Origin of the sequence: Chitinophaga sp. CC14, assembly GCF_048957795.1 — a bacterium.
Classification (GTDB): Bacteria; Bacteroidota; Bacteroidia; order Chitinophagales; family Chitinophagaceae; genus Chitinophaga; species Chitinophaga ginsengisegetis.
In genome coordinates this window covers 1,535,254-1,554,927 of record NZ_JARBFY010000005.1, presented here as the reverse complement: position 1 = coordinate 1,554,927, position 19,674 = coordinate 1,535,254, and the positions used below count along the sequence as shown (strand labels likewise).

At 35.9% G+C, this 19,674-nt stretch carries 9 protein-coding genes; 4 read left to right on the top strand and 5 right to left on the bottom strand.

What is annotated here, in order from left to right:
- Positions 1-22: 22 nt before the first annotated feature.
- Positions 23-1,468 (bottom strand): RagB/SusD family nutrient uptake outer membrane protein, encoded by a 1,446-nt coding sequence (locus PV783_RS25790; RefSeq protein ID WP_420990151.1) that lies wholly within the window; start codon positions 1,466-1,468, stop codon positions 23-25.
- 25 nt (positions 1,469-1,493) lie between these two features.
- Complete coding sequence (locus tag PV783_RS25785; RefSeq protein WP_420990150.1) at positions 1,494-4,844, bottom strand: SusC/RagA family TonB-linked outer membrane protein; 3,351 nt, start codon at positions 4,842-4,844, stop codon at positions 1,494-1,496.
- A gap of 390 nt (positions 4,845-5,234) precedes the next feature.
- On the opposite strand from PV783_RS25785, the gene PV783_RS25780 reads away from it, so the two are divergent.
- Complete coding sequence (locus PV783_RS25780; protein ID WP_420990149.1) at positions 5,235-7,979, top strand: alpha/beta hydrolase family protein; 2,745 nt, start codon at positions 5,235-5,237, stop codon at positions 7,977-7,979.
- Positions 7,980-8,476: 497 nt separating this feature from the next.
- On the opposite strand, the gene PV783_RS25775 is transcribed toward PV783_RS25780, so the two are convergent.
- From PV783_RS25775 to PV783_RS25765, 3 genes are all read right to left on the bottom strand, one after another.
- Entirely contained in the window at positions 8,477-8,740 is a 264-nt protein-coding gene (locus PV783_RS25775; RefSeq protein WP_420990148.1) for a hypothetical protein, read from the bottom strand.
- 142 nt (positions 8,741-8,882) lie between these two features.
- Positions 8,883-9,434 carry a TlpA family protein disulfide reductase gene (locus tag PV783_RS25770; RefSeq protein WP_420990147.1) on the bottom strand — a complete coding sequence of 184 codons (552 nt, stop codon included), beginning with the start codon at positions 9,432-9,434 and terminating at the stop codon, positions 8,883-8,885.
- 28 nt (positions 9,435-9,462) lie between these two features.
- Positions 9,463-11,037, bottom strand: a complete 1,575-nt coding sequence (locus PV783_RS25765; RefSeq protein ID WP_420990146.1) for a hypothetical protein — start codon at positions 11,035-11,037, stop codon at positions 9,463-9,465.
- A 734-nt stretch (positions 11,038-11,771) separates the two neighbouring features.
- On the opposite strand from PV783_RS25765, the gene PV783_RS25760 reads away from it, so the two are divergent.
- The 3 genes from PV783_RS25760 (at position 11,772) to PV783_RS25750 (ending at position 19,226) form a co-directional block, all read left to right on the top strand.
- Entirely contained in the window at positions 11,772-14,438 is a 2,667-nt protein-coding gene (locus PV783_RS25760) for an outer membrane beta-barrel protein (protein ID WP_420990145.1), read from the top strand.
- Between the two features lie 111 nt (positions 14,439-14,549).
- A protein-coding gene (locus PV783_RS25755; protein WP_420990144.1) for an IS3 family transposase occupies positions 14,550-15,661 on the top strand; the annotation gives its coding sequence in 2 pieces (ribosomal slippage) (positions 14,550-14,802 and positions 14,802-15,661; 1,113 coding nt in all).
- A gap of 904 nt (positions 15,662-16,565) precedes the next feature.
- Positions 16,566-19,226 (top strand): alpha/beta hydrolase family protein, encoded by a 2,661-nt coding sequence (locus PV783_RS25750; protein WP_420990143.1) that lies wholly within the window; start codon positions 16,566-16,568, stop codon positions 19,224-19,226.
- Positions 19,227-19,674: the final 448 nt, after the last annotated feature.

Sequence of the window (19,674 nt, the reverse complement as noted above, 5' to 3'; positions counted from 1 at the left end):
TATTTATTTTTGACTCTATCTTTTAATATCCGGCATTTTGAGTGAGATTCCCATTTACAAGAATATCATAAGAGGGGACAGGTAATAGTTGCCAGTTACTGCTCCATGAGCCGCCTTTTGAGGGGGTAACGTTTGCCATTATCGTGTTGACCTTTTCTGTTCTTTTTATATCAAACCATCTATGCCCCCATTCGGTGAATAACTCTACTTGCCTTTCACGATAGATCGCATCAAGTAAAGGTTCTTTCTCATTTATCGTAGAGCCATTTAGACCAGCTCTCATACGAATACTATTTAGATCATTGCGAGAGTCTTTAATATTGTTTTGTTGTGCTCTTGCTTCTGCTCGAATTAGGTACTGCTCTCCGAGACGGAACACACAATTGTATTCAGTTAAAGGGGCATCAAGTGTTCCCGATTTATATTTATGTGCATAATGATATAGAATTCCTGAAGATGTTACTGTATCTATCCATATTTTCTTTCGTTGATCATTTATTTCAAAGCTGTTTAGCAATTGAGGACTAAGAAAGACTGGTTTGTCTACAGTTGGACCAGCAGTGGTGAGAATATAGATTTTGGCATCTTCTGTATTTGATCCAATATTAACGGGCTGTAGTTGCCATATAGCCTCGTGACTATTGAGCAGGAATGTTCTATTCAAGGAATCCAAATTGAATTCTATTGAATTATTAATGATTTCTGTAGATTGAACCTCTGCGTTCTTCCAATCTTTGATATACAGATAGCTTCTTGCTAAAAGAGCAGCGGCAGACCATTTAGTGGGTCTTACCCTTTCTGTCGTTTTGTTTAATAGGGTACCATCTAAATAATCAGAAGAAAGCAATGATTTTGCTTCTTTTAGATCTGATATAATTTGAGTCCATATTACCTCTTTGGAATTACGATGTAGTATATTGTTTATTGTATAATCAGTGCTTAAAACTAATGGGACGTCTCCATAGAGGTTCACCAGATAGAAGTAGCATAATGCTCTCATAAATTTTACTTCTCCCAGCAGTTGTTGCTTTATACTTGGAGTTAAGGTTGTAGAACTAGTGAGACCTTCAAGAGACAAGTTTAGAATATAAATTTCTTTATAGATTGTACTCCAGAAATCATTATATGAAGTAATTGTCTTTAAGTTATTTTGATAGTAAGCTCGTAGCCTAATATCACCTGAACCACCATATAAAACTAACTCGTCTCCAGAAAGGCCCGTTGTTAATCCAATAGCAGATAAGTCTGTTCCGGTAATATTGCTAGCACTTAAAGTAGTATAAATCCCCGTTAGTACTGCCGAAGCTGTTACGTCATTTGTGTATACATTTTTGGCGTCAATACTTGTTTTAGGAGTATTAACTTCGATTAATTTAGCACAATTTAAGTGGATAATTAGAGAAGTGAGGAGGATGGCAAATCTATGGGTGGTTGAAAATTTATCTGCAGCTCTGATTATAAATATCATGACATTTTTTTTTGTTGTAGTATTGTTATAGCGTAACCTGTATTCCAAGCGTAATTGTGCGTAAGGGCGGAAGCGAGATATCAGTCTCAGGATCTAAAGATCTAAAATTTGTAATTGTAAATAAATTTTGTGCATTTAGAAATATCCTTGCGTTTACTAGATGGAGGATTTTTTTTAGATGATCCGGTAGCTGCCATGAAATGGAAACATTTTTTAATCGAATAAAAGAAGCGTCAACAAAAATAGCATCGCTGTTTCTTATGTAGCTTATATCTGTATTTTTACCTGCACTATATGGCTGAATCGTTTTTTTATCTCCGTTTTTCTGCCAACGATCTAGAACGCTTGTAGATTGATTGCCTAATCCTGAATAGAAATCGCCAGGGTATACTATATTTCTTTGGCCATAGGTTACATTATCAATTGAAGATATTTTTGTGAATGCAAAAAAGAAGTCTAACGAGATATTTTTAAAGCCTAATGTATTTTGAATGCCACCAAAGAATTTCGGATCGGTATTAACTATTACAGTTTTGTCGGCAGGGTCCGATGGGCTTAATGTTATGTTTCCTTTTGCATCTAAAAATTGATAGACCCCTGTCGTGTCATTAATTCCTGCATATTTGAAATATGTTCTCGAAGATAGAGGGCGGCCTATGTAAATTGAATTGTTTTTATCCTGACCAAAATATGAATGTAATTGATTTTTAGGAATGGTGATATTGAAATTGGTTGTCCAGTAAAAATCCTTTGTTTTGATATTGGTGCTGGAAAGCGTTAATTCCCAGCCTGTATTTTGTACAACCGCCGGGAAATTTTTGGTTACTCCCGAGAATCCAGTGATTGAGGAAAGACGCGTGTTAGTCAGTTGATTTGAGGATCGATTTAGATTATAGTTTGCTGTTACTAGAATTCTGTCTGTTATGAATCCAAGTTCTAATCCAATTTGTAATTTTTTTGTTTCCTCCCATTGTAAGTAAGGATTGGTTAGTCTTGTAGGAGATAGTCCTATAACATTTTGATAAGCATTTCCAGTAATGAAAACAGGTTGGTAAATATTCATAAATTGATAGTCCCCTATTTGATCATTACCTGTGGTGCCGAAGCTGCCTCTTAACTTGCCAAAACTTAAGAAAGGTAACCCTGATTGGATAAAGGATTCCTGGGAGAAAACCCAGGCAGATCCTATTGCTCCAAAATTATGGAAATGGTTTTCTGAGCCAAAGCGAGAACTTCCATCTCTCCTTGCAGTTAAGTTTAGAATGTATTTATCTAACCAATTGTAAGTTAGTCTGCCATATAACGCGTTGTATTTGTATATTGAATTAATGTTTGTCCCTGTGACGTTTGTGGCGGATGCAAGATCTTCCATTACCAATTCATTACTAAATCCACTTGCTTGGATATTTTCTTGATCACTATTTTGTTGTGAGATAGTTGTCCCAATTAGGACGTTAAGGCTGCCTTTAGAAACTTTTTGTTTATATTCCAATTGAGGTTCTATTATCCATGAGTTATTATTATTGGTTAAAAAAGAAGACCCATTAGGGACATATTGCCTAAATTCTGGAGCATAAGCAGTTACTGGGTATTTTGATATTTCGTTTGTTTGTAATTTATTGTAACCAAAACTGCTTTTGATTATTAGGCCAGGGATTATTTCATAACCCAGGATTGCATTGGCAATTAAATTAGATGTTTTGTTGGTGCTATTTTGGACGGATGTTGCCAGTGGATTAACGTAATATGTGGTAGACCCATTGTCATCTGGCATCCAGTTGATAGTTCCATCTGGATTATATGGATTTGGGGCAACTGGTGCTAATGCTAATGCACTTGAAGTGAAATCCGCAAGGGGTAGTTGGTTTTCATCTTGTACATATGAGCCTGTGAGTTGAAATTTGAGTTTTTGATCTGAGGAGTTACTATTCAAGTTTAAATGGACTGTTCCTTTTCTATATAAGAAGGCGCCTGGAAATACAGTAGTTTCTTTATGGTAACCGGCGCCAACAATAAATTGTGTAAAGGCATTACCACCAGATACGCTAAATTGAGCGTCATTATATTTTGCTGTTTTACCAATGAGTTCTTCTTGCCAATCGACGTTTCGGGTAGTATCCCATGTGCCATTTAAATCCCAATCAAACACTGAAGCCGTACTACCATCGTTTTTTAAAGCTTCATGTCGCATTGAGAGATATTCATTGGTATTTAATACATCCATCTTTCTGGGGATTTGGGACCATCCACTTTGTACTGTAAGATTTACCCTGGTGGGACCCGCTTTGCCCTTCTTGGTCGTGATTAATACGGCTCCATTCGCAGCCCTAGATCCATATATGGCAGTGGCATCCGCGTCTTTTAGCACCTCAATACTTTCTATATCAGCGGAATTCATATAGTTTAATGGACTTCCATTTAATACACCTGACGCGGGATTAGATCCAATCGCATTATTTGTTGGTAGTAATTGCGAAACATAAGGAACTCCATCAACAACATAGAATGGATCATTACCGCTACGTAAGCTGTTTTGTCCCTGAATGCGAACAGTTACTCCTGAGCCTGGTAGGCCGTTTGCTTGCTGAATATATATTCCTGGAATACGTCCTTGCAGGGCCACTAATGGGTTGTTGACTGGTTGTTTTTCTATGTCAATTGCTTTTAAGCTACTGATGTTTCCCGTGTTTAGTCTCTTTGTTGTACTACCATAAGCCATTATGACTTTTTCATCGAGTAAGTTAGTGCGAGGGCTTAGCTGAACTAGAAAATCCTTGTCGTCGGCAATTATCTCTTTTGACTCGAATCCAATTGAACTAATAACCACAATGCTACCTTTCTCAATATTCGACACGCGAAAACTGCCGTCAGTATTTGAAGCAGTTCCATACTTATTCTTATTTTTCAATTTAATCGATGCCCCAGGTATAGGGGCGCCATTGGTATCAACAACTTTACCTGAAAGTTGCAATGGCGAAGATGCGGTATCTTTTTTAACTAGCGTAGTATTGCTTTTTGTGGTGTTTTTTTGATTAAAAATGGAAATTGTATGATCATGCAAAATAAAGGACAGATTTTTTTTGTCATTAAGAAGAAGTTCCATTACTTCAATGATGTCTGCCTTTAAGAAATTCACAGTAACCTTCTTCTTCTCATTAAGTTGGGTATCTTTATAGTTATTGTAAACTGTGAACCCAGTTTGTTGTTTGATTATTTTGAAAACAATTTCAAGTGGTATATCATTGGCTGAAATTGTAACTTTCGATATTTGTCTGTTCGTATTGCCTAATACGTTATTATCGTAATGAAAACCGAAGAAAAGTATAAGTATAAAGGAAATTCTTTGTACAGGTGTTTCTCGTAGCATTCTATACATATACATAATTTGTCTATTTTGCTTCTGGTTTGGAGAAAAGGCAAATGATTGATATTTATATTACACACAGAACATAACTTCAGTACTATAGGCGGTTAAATTTTATGCATGGGGCAAGCGTATAGTACTTTCGTTAGCCAAAGGTGTATTCAATGGATATGTGGATAGTAAAAGCTTAGGCAGTAAGATTTAATAATATTAATAAGTATTGATATATTAAAAGGCCTGTGCTCAGTGAGTTGCGAAACATATTATTTTATTAGGTTTCAATTAACTCTGCAGTCATGTAGCAGCATCAATTACTAATTTATATGGACACGAGCTTTATTATGTTGCTCATCTATAGCTTTTATTAAACGTACTTATGTACTTAAAAAAAAACATGTTATAATGAGGTTAATAATTTCTTTATATCTATTATTTTCATTTCTCTTCTTGAATGTCCACGGACAGAATATCTTTGTGGGTAATGAACTCAATTCTTTAAATGGAAGCAAGCCCCTAGTTGATTCTTCTTGTTATAGCAAGTGGCCTTATGTTGCAGATCCAATAATATCCAGTAGTGGAAATTATACTTATTACTCAACAAAGAACGTGTATAATGATGGATGTAATGCTGTTTTAAAGGAATGTACAGGGGACTGGGAAATGAGAATTCCAGACAGCGGAAATTTTCAATTCTCTGCGAATGGAAAGGTAGGCACGTTTATGTCACGGGACTCTTTATACGTAATTGAGTTGGGAAAGACATATAGTGATACAATCGCTGGCGTTCAATATTTTAAGCTGCCTTCTCATGAGAATTCGAACTGGCTGGCATACAAAAATTCACAAGAATTGGTATTGTACAACTTAATCTCTAAAGAGAAGAGGTCTCATAAGTCAGTTAAGAATTTTTTATTTACCGATGATGGCAAAAGTTTGATATTGGAAACTGAGGGAATGGAGAAGGATGAGTCTATCCAATTCGTTGATAAATTGACGCTTGCGACCGGTAAGACTACAAGAATATGGAAGGGACGGGGATTAGAGAAGATGTTATTTAACAATTCAGCTTCAATTTTTGTGTTTCTTTTATCGAATATAGACATGAAAGAGAAAGCGATATGGTACAAGAGTGAAGTAGGGGAGCCTGTGTTGTTGGTTAATAATGCAATAGCTAGCAGGGATAGTATTTTGCAATTAGATGATATCATAAAGCTGAGTGACGATGGAGCGCGTGTTTTTTTTACAACAAAAGGTATTAGAAGCAGGATAACAAAAAAGAGCTCTTCATCAACGCTGACTGTGTGGAGCTATATGGATGAAAAGTTGCAATCTGCACAGTCAAAAGACGACGAGGTTATTCCGGTCTATACCTCTGTTATTGAGGTCCCAAGCAGACATATTACCAATTTGGACAAGGAAAATGATTGGATATTGAGCCGCAGCAATGAAGATAATGTTTGTTTGATACAACATATGATGGGAACCGCAGATGCATTTGAACGGGCATGGAATCCTGCCGCATTTCAAACATATTTTATTAAATCCTTACGCAATGATGATCGACTGATTCTGAATCTAAAAGATGCACAGATTATCCAGCTTTCGCCTGCGGGGAAATTTGTTGTATATTATGACAAATTGCAGGGTAATTATTTTAGTTATGAAATTGCTACAGGGGTCTATCGAAATATTAGCTCTGGGATAGAGGTTTCCTGGATTGATTCTTTCAGAGATGATTTAATATTGAAGACACCAAGAGGGATTGGAGGATGGTTGAAAAATGATGTCGGAGTTTTAATTTATGACAGATTTGATATTTGGCTGATTGATCCATTAGGGATGAGTGCCCCACTGAATATTACAAATGGTTATGGACTTCGAAATAATATTATTTTTAACCTTGGTCTCCAGGAATATTCTCAGAGTTCAATTTCTAAGCGGGATACACTGATATTGAATGCATTGAATTTACGAAATATGCAGAATGGTTTTTTTAAAAAGGTAATGAATAAGTCGGGTAATCCAGTTATGTTGACAATGGACGATTGTATATACCATCTTATTAATAATCCTTATGTCGATAATGCAGGAATGTATCCTATAAAAGCTTCCAACAGTAAGAAGTATATTGTTTTAAGAATGAAATCAAACGAGTCACCGAATTACTTTTTTACGTCCGATTTTACAAAATTTGTCCCGATAACAAACATCCATCCTGAAAGGGCCTTTAATTGGTATAGAACAGAATTGCATAGTTGGAGAAAGGAAGGAGGTAGACCTTTGAATGGAGTACTTTATAAACCTGAGAATTTTAATCCTAATAAGAAGTATCCCGTAATATTTCGTTATTATGAAAAGCGATCATTTGCACTCAATGAATATTTGGTCCCTGAATTTCTTACCAATAAGTGTAACCTAAATATACCAACATTTGTAAGTAACGGATATTTGGTCTTTGCTCCAGATATAGAGTATGAGATTGGGGATCCAATGCAAGGAACTTATGATGCTGTTGTTTCAGCCGCACAATATTTGTCCAGTTTGCCTTTCATTGACAAAAGTAAAATGGGAATAGGAGGATGTAGCTTTGGAGGATTGCAGACCAACTACCTAATTACTCATACCAATTTGTTTGCGGCAGCCTATTCATCGTCATCAATGTGTGATTTTATCAGCGCCTACGGAGATGTTCCATCCAAGTACCAGGGGCTGATTGACTATTTTGAGTCTGGACAGGCCAGAATGGGGGGGACCTTATGGCAAATTCCGGACAAGTACATAAAGAATTCTCCCATTTTTGGGGCCGATAAAGTTACTACTCCTCTTTTGTTAATGCATACGACAAACGATGGAGTATATTCTTTTTCACAAGCACTTGAATTTTTTACGGGGTTACGAAGATTAGGCAAACGGGTATGGTTATTAGAGTATTCTGATGGGAACCATGCGATTTATGGGAAGTCTGCGGAAGATTTTAGCATTCGTCTTAATCAATTCTTTGATCATTATTTGAAAGGTACAGCTGCCCCAATATGGATGACTCGCGGAATACCAGTTCAATTGAAAGGTGTTGAGAACGGTTATAACCTTGATTATGATATATCGACTCCAGGAAAGGGATTAGTCGGAGATTCAGCAAGCAAATGATGCTCTAAATAAAGAGACAATTATAACATTGAACTGAGTGTGTTATGACTGGTTAAGTGTTAGTTGGGAACTCTACATGTAAAGATAGAAGAATAGTAAATTAAAATGTTGAAGTGCATTAGGTATATTACATGTGGACGGCGAATTCTTGATAGAGATCGATTGATTGAGTATGGAGAGGGCTAATTAATATGGAGAGGGCTAGTATGAATGAGGTTTAATATGAATTATCTTTTAGTTTTGAATAGTGTTGAGTTGAAGTAGTCTCTGTTTTAATTAGTTTTTTAAGGACGGCTTTAATGAATGGATTAAAGCAATCGAAACGTTAGCAGATGCCTTGAAATAACATTCTGCGGGGACTATTTATTTCTTTATAAAGAACCATCTCCCGGTTTTAAGTAACATGGGAGATGGTTACTTTAATTGATATTAACATGAAAATGTTACAAATCTATTGAGATATAATCGAATCTCATAGTTGATTCATTTCATCCAAATTAACCATTAATAATAACTCTAGCAGTACATGTAGTAGTTGGAGTCAGGAAAATTGTGGATGAGTATGGAGTGATAGCTCCGTTGGCATTTGGTGTACGCAGCAAATCAACTGGCACATTACATGCACTGGTTTGAACGCCGCCTACAACGGTGGTACCCAGACTATAGAAGGTTTTAGGGACTCTATTAGCTTTGAATGCTAATGATCCACCAACTACTGCTAAAATAGCTACTGCTGTTAATGCAAATTTTGCTTGTTTCATAATGATAGATGCTTTTTAAAGTTAAAAAAGCTAAACTTAGGAATTATAAATTTGCCTACTCATTTATAATGGCTTTCGGCTTCCCCATTTTATTTGACTGATTCTCCTTGCAAGATCGAATCAGTCTATGTTGTACAACAATTTATTTCTCGCTTATGGACTTTATTTGATCATATTTTACATTGCCGATGAAGGCGGCATTCATTTTTTTGTTACTTGTATATATAACTAAGTATGGGACATTCTGTGTTTTGAAAAAGTCTCCAAACTTAAACTTGTAATCTCTTCCAATTATTACGTTGCCATATTTCTCTAGTTGATTGTCTTCATAGAATTTCTTTATATCTGATATGAAATATGGTGTGATTAAGTAGAATTGTATGTTTTTTAAGTATTTCATATTTTTGATTATCTCGTTCAATTCGGTTTTGCAATATGGACAATATGGGGCGAAGTAGAATAAAACTATTGGTTTACCATCTGGTGCCGTCGCAGTATTGACATAAGTTAAGCTATCAGTAAGCAAAAGATCAATTTCGGGTAGCAATTCGCCTTCGTGTCCGGTTGATATAGGTTTATTCCTAGTTTCTTGTTTGTTATTGGAGAATGAATATTGAGGAGTTCTTATAATTACATATAAGAGTATCCCTGAGACAAATAGAATAACTATAAGTATATTCTTTCTATTTTTCATGTTTCTTTCTTTTTTCTTAGTTAGCTACCTATATTGCAGTAAGTTCCGGTTTCTCATTTTTAAGTTTTTCTTGATGATTGGTTTCTTCTTGTGGAACTCCCTTTGCCGCCTTAACAAGAAACTCTACGAGGAGAAAAGTGAACGCCAGGGAAACCAATATAGGAAATAGCTGAAATCGTAATGCAATCGGTGATGCAAAAACGCTAAATCCAAAATTTACTGCCCAGAGAGCGATAACAAGTATTAGTCCTTTTTTTAGCTGGGGATACTGTTTGTACCCTTTTAATAGTACAAAACTGATTGTACTAAGTACTAGAATTACATTCATCGTCCCAGTCAGCACTGGATAGAAGTCAAGAGTAGTGACACTATAGTCCTTGAAGTAAGATCTCAATTTTGTGCTTTTATAATCGAACCATACTTTTGCTGTTTCGTTTACACTGTCGATTCCTGTACTATAGTGATCAAGAAATTCTACAGGAGGTGCATAGTATTTTACGGCGTTTGGGATTAAGTAGTGCTTGGCGAATTCTGATGGATACGCTTTAATTAGAAATGTCCCATAATCTTTCATGATTGGCGCAACGGTGGCCCACTTTTTCAATGCAGATGCCGTAGAGTCTCCTTTGAACTGGCCTTCCATGTATATGGATAAAGGTGATCTGGGATCCCACATATAGACTGTACTTGCTACAAGTGCTTCCACTGGGTGAGTTCTAATATCTCTGCTTGAGTCGAAATAGGAACGTACCATTTTATCAAGTTGTTGTAATCTCATTGGTACTTTCTTTCTATGGGAACTGTCAATATATCTATACGCATATAAAGCATTGTTAGCCATCTGCCAACCGGTAAAAGGGGTAAATTGATTGTACCCACTAATCTCTTTATACTTTTTACTTGTTACTTCCGTAAATATTCCGATAAGTAGAAGGCTTATCGAAAAACCTACCAGGTTCATCCAAACTTTACGCCTTGTTAATATAAGAGCAACGCCACTAATAATTGGGTAGAATAATGCATTGTATCTAACTGTAAATGCCATAAACAGAACCAATGCATTTATAATTATCAATTTTTCAGTAGGCCTGTTCATAATCCATAGTAATGAAGTAAACCATATTAGGCTAAGCGAAAGAAAGAATGCATCACTTGAGATATAGTTTGCAAGATAAAGATACACTGGATTGACCAACATGAATATGAATAGCACTATTTTAGTTAACCTCGCAGGATTGTAAAAATAAAATATCGTAAAAACTAGGGATAATGTACTGGATTGCAGTAGAAGATATTGAATCGCAACCACCACTGTGTCTGAATGGGTGAAAACACTTATCAAACGAAGAAACTTAGAGTATCCAATAGGATATGTGTTTACAGTAAAGTTGTGATATGCCGTTTCCAGATACAAATAAGAATCCCCATTTATAAATCCTGCGAATGGGTATAGAAATTTAAAGATAACAAATTGTATAATTATTACTGGAATTCCGATTCTTATAAACCACCTATTTCCTGGATGCCTAAAGATGAAGTGCTTTAGGCTTAGTTGTAATTTTTCTTGCTGTTGTTCATCAAATTGGTGCGCAAGAGTGCTCATATATTTAGTTTATTATTTTATTTATTCCTACGTAAATTTCTTTTCCCGTATTAGATCAACTTATCATTTTTTTGAAACACATTTCTTTTTTATGTGGCGAGGATCGCTTTGAGTTGTTATGCAGGAGCTCTACTTAAATTCAAGAGAGTTTACCAAATTTCCTGGTACTTATTTATTTGCAATAAGGTATATTGCAAAATAATAAATAATGTGTTCTCCGCCCAGATCATTTTTATATTATTGTATCTATGGAGAATCCTGATTTTAGAGTACTAGGGCACTATGTTCGCATTTATAGATATTGAGACTCATAATTACCTAAGTTGCGTTCGGACTTAATAGACATGAATTGTAGTTGTCAATAAGGGGTATTAATCAACAAGGGGCATTAAATTATCTGGTCAGATGTGCCCGCTGGTAGTACATGTTTGTTGTTATTCTTACTCTATTGCTTGATCTTATAAATGAGAATGACATGGTTTGAGTTATTTAAGGGTTTGATCGAATCTATTAACGGAATGGGGACAAGGTTTTTTAAAATTATTGTTTCGTTTTTAGGGCTGCTTGCTCATTCCATAAATCAAAATTAATTTTACTCACTGCAATCTGCATACAGGGGCAATATTTTGACCTATAATTTATGAAAACATTCTCTTTGAATTACTTCGCGGGGTATTACTGCAGTTAGGTAGCATTTAAATATAGGAATTTACAGACTATTGGTAATCCCTCATATGAAACCATTCGTACTATTTTTTTTTATACATTTCCTATCGATGCAGATGACAGGTCAGATAGCTAGTAAATTGCGACTCAAAGGGCATGTTCTTGATAAGGAAAGTCGTACCGTTTTATGTGGTGCTACAATAACTTGCTTATATAGCAGAGATTCTTCCGTAGTTTCTTATAGACTTACGAATGAAAATGGAATGTTTTTTTTTGATAGTCTTAAGTTTGATAAATATGTGTTGCATATTACTTTCCTTGGTTATCAGCAGCTGATGATTCCTGTGAGTCCTAAAGTGGGGGAGGTTGATATTGATTTAGGAACGATCGGAATTAAGAGGATTGGATTAACGTTGAACCAGATTGAGATTGTTGAATTAAAAAAAGTTGTGAGAGTTACAAAGGATACGATTGAGTTTAACGCGAGCCATTTTAAAACAAAAAGCAATGCTAGCGCGGAGGATTTGTTTAAGATGATACCAGGTGTTCAGGTGGACAAAGATGGTACAATTCGCGTAAATGGAAATATAGTGAAGAATATTATGGTAGATGGAAGGCCCTTGTTTGGTGATGACCCTAAAATACTAAGTGGGAACTTGCAAGCTGATTTGATAGACAAGGTGCAGTTTATAGATATGGAAGGTGATCAGAGGGGAATAGGTCGTCTGAGTGGTAATGGATCGGGGAAGGGTATAAATATTACTATTAAAAAAGAAAAAAGGGGTTTAGTCTCCGGTGAGCTAACTGCAGCATATGGTAGTAATAATCGATTTGCAACCAAACTTAATCTAAGCCACTTTAGAAATCAACAGCAGATGCTTTTGTTTGGGAATGGGGATAACGTAAATGGCTCTCTAGATTCTAAGTCCATTGGGAGTGGTGGGGTTCAGAGAAATTGGATTGGTGGCGGAAGCTACAGTGATATTATTAGTAAAAAGTTGACGATAAATGCCAGTTACTTGATTACCGATAATCTAAGTTCAAGTCAACGTACCAGTGTCATGCAAAGTTTCGTGGCTGATTCAATTCTATATTATAATCAGGCTTCTGATAATAGACTTAGTTTAAGAAATAGTGCACTTTCTTTACAGATTGAGTATAAAATTGATTCTCTTCAAAAGCTTACTTTTGGAAGTCAACTTTCTTTATCTACAAATAGTAACGTTTTGACAAGTAGCTATGAATCGCTAACTAGTCAATTATGGAAATTGAATAGTAGTACGTTGGACAATACTAATATGAATAGAGTATTTTCTCTATCTGGTAGTGTACAGTATGAAAAAAAATTTATGAAGAAGGGCCGGGCTATGGATATGATGTTTAGTTATAGCACCGGACATAATGATAATTCGGGATATAATAAATCTGATAATTTCTACTATCCAATGGTAGGAGATCCGATTTGTGATACTATTAATTATCATGTTTTGGGCCATGGGAGAATACAACAATTGTTCTTTATGATAAGTTATACAGAACCAATTCTCAAAAATGGATCTGTCAATATTATTGTTGCAAGTGACCATTTAAGTAGCATGAATGATAAATCTGTACTCAGTTATAATGGTATTAACTCTTTATATGACAGATTGGTTGATAGTCTTAGTTATAAGTTTGATAATGACCCAATTCAACATATTGCCAAGATACGTTGGTTGTTTCAGAAGGAGAAGTATGACTGGTCGGTTTCATTGGCGGCTCTTAACTATCAAATGTCGGCTCAATACGGTAGTTCCGAGAAAGATTTATCCAGACGTATTCTTAGATTTTTACCCGATGCTCATTTTAACTTTTTGCGGTCTGGTAACAAGCGGTTTCGATTTTCGTATAGAAATGTAGTTGAATTTCCAGAAGCATCTCAATTGGTATCTATTCTTGATATCAGTGATCCGTTATATCAGAAGAAAGGAAATCCGAGGTTGGATCCAATGAGTGCACACAATTTAAGTATAGCATATAGCGGCATCAATGGCAGGTCATTGCGTAGTTTTTCTTTGGAGTTGAATGGCAAATTTATGTTCGATCAGATTGTTAATGCTACGTTGATAGATTCAGTGGGACGTCAAATGATTCAGCCATTAAATTTGAGTGGAGGCCGATTTTTTAGCCTGGATATTGAGAACGGATTTCCTTTAATTAACCCCCAAAGCTCGCTTTTCTTTATTGCTAAAGCTATGATTAGAAAAGATCTAAGTTACGCTAATCAGATCCCCTGGATTACTAAAAGTGTTTATTTGACGCAATCAATTAGGTTTAATTATAGCCACAAATCATTGTACGATTTCATTTTGTCTGGAAATTTAAACTATAATAAGGTAAGATATCCTGATACTAATTTGCGTAAATCTGTTTTTTGGAACGGAGGATTTGCGGCTGCAGCAAATATTAATCTCCCTTTCGGATTTATCGTTGGTACTGATGTTTACATAGGATTATCATCGGGCAGAGCAGAAGGATATAATACGGGTTATTTAATGATGAACGCCTCGATCGCCAAGCAGTTGTTTCAGCATAAAGAAGGACTTATAGAATTGCAGGGATTTGATCTACTAGGGCAAAATGTAAGTGTTACCCGAAATATAGGTGGAAATTATATTGAGGATTTAAAAACCAACACTCTTCAACGATTCTTAATTCTTAAGTTTTCTTATTTTTTGGGAAAAAAGCACAAATGAATGATTGTGTTTTAAGTATTATATAGAATTCATCTTATTTATGTAAGTATCCCTATTATGGTGACAGTTTAAACTTAGAAAAAGTTGCTAAATTTAAACTGAACTACTATTATGAAAAAGACCAGATTCACAGAAACACAGATTGTATCTATTTTAAAACAGCATGAAAATGGCCTGGCAATAAAAGATATCTGTCGTGAACATAGCATTTCAGAGGCCACGTTTTACAATTGGAAAAACAAGTATGGAGGAATGGAAGCCTCAGATGTGAAGCGGCTCAAGGACCTGGAAGAGGAAAATTCCAGGCTGAAAAGAATGTATGCCGATCTGTCGTTGGACAATCAGATTTTAAAAGATCTGTTCACAAAAAAAGGCTGGGCCCTTCCACAAAAAGACAAGTAGCAGAAGAACTGGTCGCTGATCAGGGTATTTCTGTGAGTAGGGCCTGCAGATTGGTATCCTTCCCTCGCACAAAATTCTATTATCGAACCCGTAAAAATGATAAGGCTCTCATCCATGCTTTAGAGGAGCTGGCTTTTAAGTACACTTCATATGGCTTCCGTAAGTTGTTTGCTTATTTAAGGCGGGCCGGGCACAGTTGGAACCATAAAAAGGTTTACCGGGTCTATAGGATGCTTAAGCTCAATAACAGGAAGAAATTGAAGCGAAGAGTACCAGCCCGCATCAAACAGCCGTTGCAGCAACAAACCAATATCAATGTCACCTGGAGTATGGATTTTATGAGCGATAGCATGACAGGTAGCAGAAGATTCAGAACTTTTAATGTGATAGATGACTGCTCCCGGGAAGCTTTAGCTATTGAAGTAGATACTTCCCTATCTTCCTTTCGCATAGTAAGGGTACTGGATAGGATTATTGAGGTCAGAGGCAAGCCAGCAGCTATAAGAACGGATAATGGACCGGAATTTACCTCCGGCTATTTTGAACAATGGTGTAATAATAACGGCATCAGGCTACAATATATTCAGCCTGGCAGACCAATGCAAAACGGGTATATTGAGCGATTTAACCGCCTTTACAGAGAAGCTGTACTGAATGCGTATATATTCGAAGATCTTCATCAGGTAAGAGAATTGACAGCCAATTGGATAGATGAGTACAATCAACGAAGGCCACATGAATCTTTGAATAATCTCACGCCATATGAGTGGGTTATGAAGCTTGAGGATATGAAAAAAATCCAAATAACCACTGTCACCTAAATGGAGTACTTACACAAATTTGAAGTAGAAGCTATGAGAATCGCAGTTAAAGCCCGCAAATGAATCTAAATCTATTTGGACTGACTTCAATAATGGTTGTTTCATATAGATAGCTTATTCCAAAAGGAGGTGTCTTATGGAATGATACCTCCTTTTTGTGAAATGTGTTTAGCGTTATCTACTATAAAGATGAAAATATTCGAATATGCATTCTGCTTTTGTGCGCCAGTAGATACAGAGCTTATGACGCAGTCCTGAAGTAAAATAAAATCTTATTCTGTCTTTCCGTTAACCAGTTGTTAAAATATCTAATGGTATTTGTCTGTGCACTTACCTAATTCGAATTCTAGTTTCAGGTGTATATAGTGTAATCTTTATTGGTGATTTTTCTAATGAAATTGAATTACTTGTTTTCTATTATTTATAATGTGTATTAGGCGGCGTCGATTACTGAAATAACAGGACAGGTCATATTAGTTGGAGCAATACTGGCTTTTATTGTTCTTGTGCCAAATGGATTGTAAGTATATTGATAGGAAGTTGGTTTGGTGCATACGTTTCGAACTTCCCCGCTTATTACAGCTGTAGTGTCGAGATAGAATATGTTTAGCATTCTGGTCGCTTTATAAGCCAACGCGCCGCCTGTAATGCCCAATGATGCCACTATTGAAAGGATTATTTTAGCTTTGTGCATTTTTTTTAGATTATAGTGTGTTCAAAAATGTCTGGGAATCGAATAGATCTTTTTAGAGCTGTAACATTGCTCTAAAGGTATGAGGTTGTACTGTAATGTAGCAGCATTGAATTAGCGTATTTTAAAGCTAGATAGAGATAATCAGCGGCGTTGTATGCATAATCGGGTAGGGACAATGCTCTGATATGCCTTTTAATTAATGCTATATTCATGAAGTATATTAATCTCTTTTTACTTGTAATATTTAATTCCTATTGCATAGGCCAAATTCCAGCTAATGTATATCACAAAGAGATTCAGCATCGCGATCCCAAGCTTAAATTGGATTCTTCGACTTTTGGTAATTGGCCGTATATTTCATTGTCAGGTATTACGGATAATGGAAACTATTTTGCTTATGTTATCCAAAGTGAAAAGAATGAGAGTCGTGAATTTATCCTAGAATCTACGGTAGATGATTGGGAGATTAGGTCGACCTTGAAAGAATTTTATTCGTTTACATATGATAGTAGATATGCCGTTTGGATAAATGAACATGATAGTCTATGCATTGCTCGCCTTGGGCTATCTGAAATAAGATATATTCCTAACGTTTTGTTTTTTAGCATTCAAGGAAAATATATGTCATATCAATTGAAGGATTATAGTAGTTCTTTACTTGAAGTAAATATTAGAAATAATAAGATTGTTTCGCGCCTATCGGCAAAAGAGTCGGTTATCATGGAAAGCGGAAACATACGCCTTTTATTAGTACATAATTCTCTTAGCGAGCAGTTGGTTTCCGTTCGCAGAGGATGTAATGAGAGAAAGGTATTGTGGGAGGGTACTAGCATCTGTAGTCTTATAAAAGATAAAAAAAGTAATCAGATAGCTTTTTTTTCAGGATCTAATAGAGATAGTATTTTTTATTATAAAATTGGAGCAGATGAGGTAAATAGCTTGTTACTCAATATTGATTCTAATATTCTTGTTTCAAGATTGACCCATTTTAGTAGTAATGGTATGAATATATTTATTCATTTAGTTGAGAATGCCCGATTAGACACCAATCTCCAAAATGTGACTATGAATTTATGGACCTATAAAGATACTAGGTTAAGATCGGAGCAACTGATTGAGTCAAATAGTAGGACTTATAGAGGAGTGGTTCGTATGTCAGATTATTCCTTTAATAGATTAGATAGTGGGAATGATTGGATTTTTTTGCCCAGTATACATGATACGGTTGCATTGATCCGTCGGCAAAAGGAAATTACACCAGGTGATGAAACTCATTGGAATTCCGCTTCTGTTTTTTGTTGGTATCTTAAGTCTATAAACTATGGACATGAAATTAGTTTGGAAGAGATTAGGAAGAATGTTTTAGTAGAAGTATCTCCCTCGGGTAAATTTGTGATTTACTACGATGAGATAAGTGGTGCTTATTTTGTATATGAAACTTGTACTGGCACAAGGCGTAATTTGACACTTGGTATAGATGAAAATTGGAAAAAGAATTTTGCTAGTGGAACCTACGGTAGGTGTATATTGGGATGGGATTTTAATGATGAGAGAGTGTTTATAAAGGGCGAATATGACATTTGGGAGATTGATCCATCCGGTAGAAAAGAGGCTTTAAATTTGACCAATGGTTACGGTAAAAGGCATAGGGTAATTTTCGATTTTGCACTTGAGGAGTATTCTCGTCGGGGATTTAAAAGACATGAGGCAATAATATTGACGGCGTTTAATATTGATAATAAGGAGAACGGATTCTATATGAAAAGATTGGGAAAAGAAGGAGATCCTGACTCGCTAACTATGGGATCTTTTATATATAGTATCACAGGTAGTCCATGTCTGCCTGCCGGAGCGAACTATGCACCTTTAAAGGCTTTACATTCTCGTCGTTATATTGTTAGACGAATGAGTGCCAGTGCTGCGCCTAATTTTTTTGTGACATCTGACTTTATAGTTTTCAAGAGGTTAACTAATCTGTATCCTGAGAAGTTATTTAATTGGTATAGAAGCGAGTTACATAGTTGGCGATCATTAAATGGAGATACGTTGCAGGGAGTATTATATAAACCTGAGGATTTTGATTCACATAAAAAGTATCCCGTAATTTTCTATTACTATGAGAGAAGGTCTGATGCATTAAATTTATATATGGAACCTCGTGCGTTAGAAAGTGGATGCGCAATTAATATCCCTTATTATGTTAGCAATGGATACTTGGTTTTTAGCCCAGATATTTATTATGCAATTGGAAATCCTATGCAAGGAACATATGATGCTTTGATTTCCGCTGCAAATTATTTAGGTGCAAAATCTTATGTTGATGCGACCAAAATGGGCCTTCAAGGTTGTAGTTGGGGAGGCATACAAACTAATTATATTGTTACTCATTGTGATTTGTTTGCGGCCGCGTGTTCAGCCTCCGGTATCACTAATTGGGTTAGTAGCTATTGTGGCATAAAAGGTTTGGGGGAAAGTATGCAAGGCATGTATGAGGTTGGACAATTTCGTATGGGCGGTACTCTGTGGCAGAAGACGGATACTTATATTAAAAATTCTGCGGTTTTCTACGTCCATAAAATCTCTACTCCGTTATTGTTAATGCATACCATTAATGATAAATTGTGTAGTTTTGACGATATTTTTCAGTTTTATTCATCTCTTTACCGTTTAAGAAAGAAAGGGTGGTTGCTTGTCTACGATGGGAATCATGGTGTGTTCGGCAAAGATGAGGTTGATTTTAGCATACGTATGAAGCAGTTCTTTGATCATTATTTAAAGAACAGTCCTGCCCCTAAGTGGATGACACATCCTTCTTCTGACTGGCTGCATAATACGGACGATGGATTAGGTTGGGATGCCAGAGGATTTTAGAAAGTTGATATGTGGTATATTTGCTCGGAATTTTGATATTACCTTTAATACGCATTCCGCCTTATAGCTTTGAATTTATCCGTTGATTAGTACTCTGGATGTACATGTTGTTGTTGGAGTGCTATTATATGTACTGGAATATGGTGTGAGCCTTCCAAGAGGATGTGGGGCTCTGGGCAGTTGGACAGGGATGATGCAGGCGGAAGTGTTTTGACCATACAATATGGTACTTCCAATTGCGTAAAAGGTTCGATTGATCTTGTTGATCTTTCTGGCAGCTAGCCCTCCCGTTACAGCTAGTATTATTATGATTATTAGTGCTATTTTTTCTTGTTTCATTACAGGTATTTTAATGTTTTGTATAATACAGAATTTATTTAGATTACTTCCATTAACCTATGCAAAGGTATGAATGAAGGTTTATAAGAATCTATTGGCTGGAATGCAA

What these genes read in the sequence shown, in the direction of transcription:
- PV783_RS25765 (WP_420990146.1), bottom strand. Translation starts at nt 11,037, where the DNA reads ATGAGCACTCTTGCGCACCAATTTGATGAACAACAGCAAGAAAAATTA.
- PV783_RS25760 (WP_420990145.1), top strand. Translation starts at nt 11,772, where the DNA reads ATGAAACCATTCGTACTATTTTTTTTTATACATTTCCTATCGATGCAG.
- PV783_RS25780 (WP_420990149.1), top strand. Translation starts at nt 5,235, where the DNA reads ATGAGGTTAATAATTTCTTTATATCTATTATTTTCATTTCTCTTCTTG.
- PV783_RS25775 (WP_420990148.1), bottom strand. Translation starts at nt 8,740, where the DNA reads ATGAAACAAGCAAAATTTGCATTAACAGCAGTAGCTATTTTAGCAGTA.
- PV783_RS25770 (WP_420990147.1), bottom strand. Translation starts at nt 9,434, where the DNA reads ATGAAAAATAGAAAGAATATACTTATAGTTATTCTATTTGTCTCAGGG.
- PV783_RS25785 (WP_420990150.1), bottom strand. Translation starts at nt 4,844, where the DNA reads ATGTATAGAATGCTACGAGAAACACCTGTACAAAGAATTTCCTTTATA.
- PV783_RS25790 (WP_420990151.1), bottom strand. Translation starts at nt 1,468, where the DNA reads ATGATATTTATAATCAGAGCTGCAGATAAATTTTCAACCACCCATAGA.
- PV783_RS25750 (WP_420990143.1), top strand. Translation starts at nt 16,566, where the DNA reads ATGAAGTATATTAATCTCTTTTTACTTGTAATATTTAATTCCTATTGC.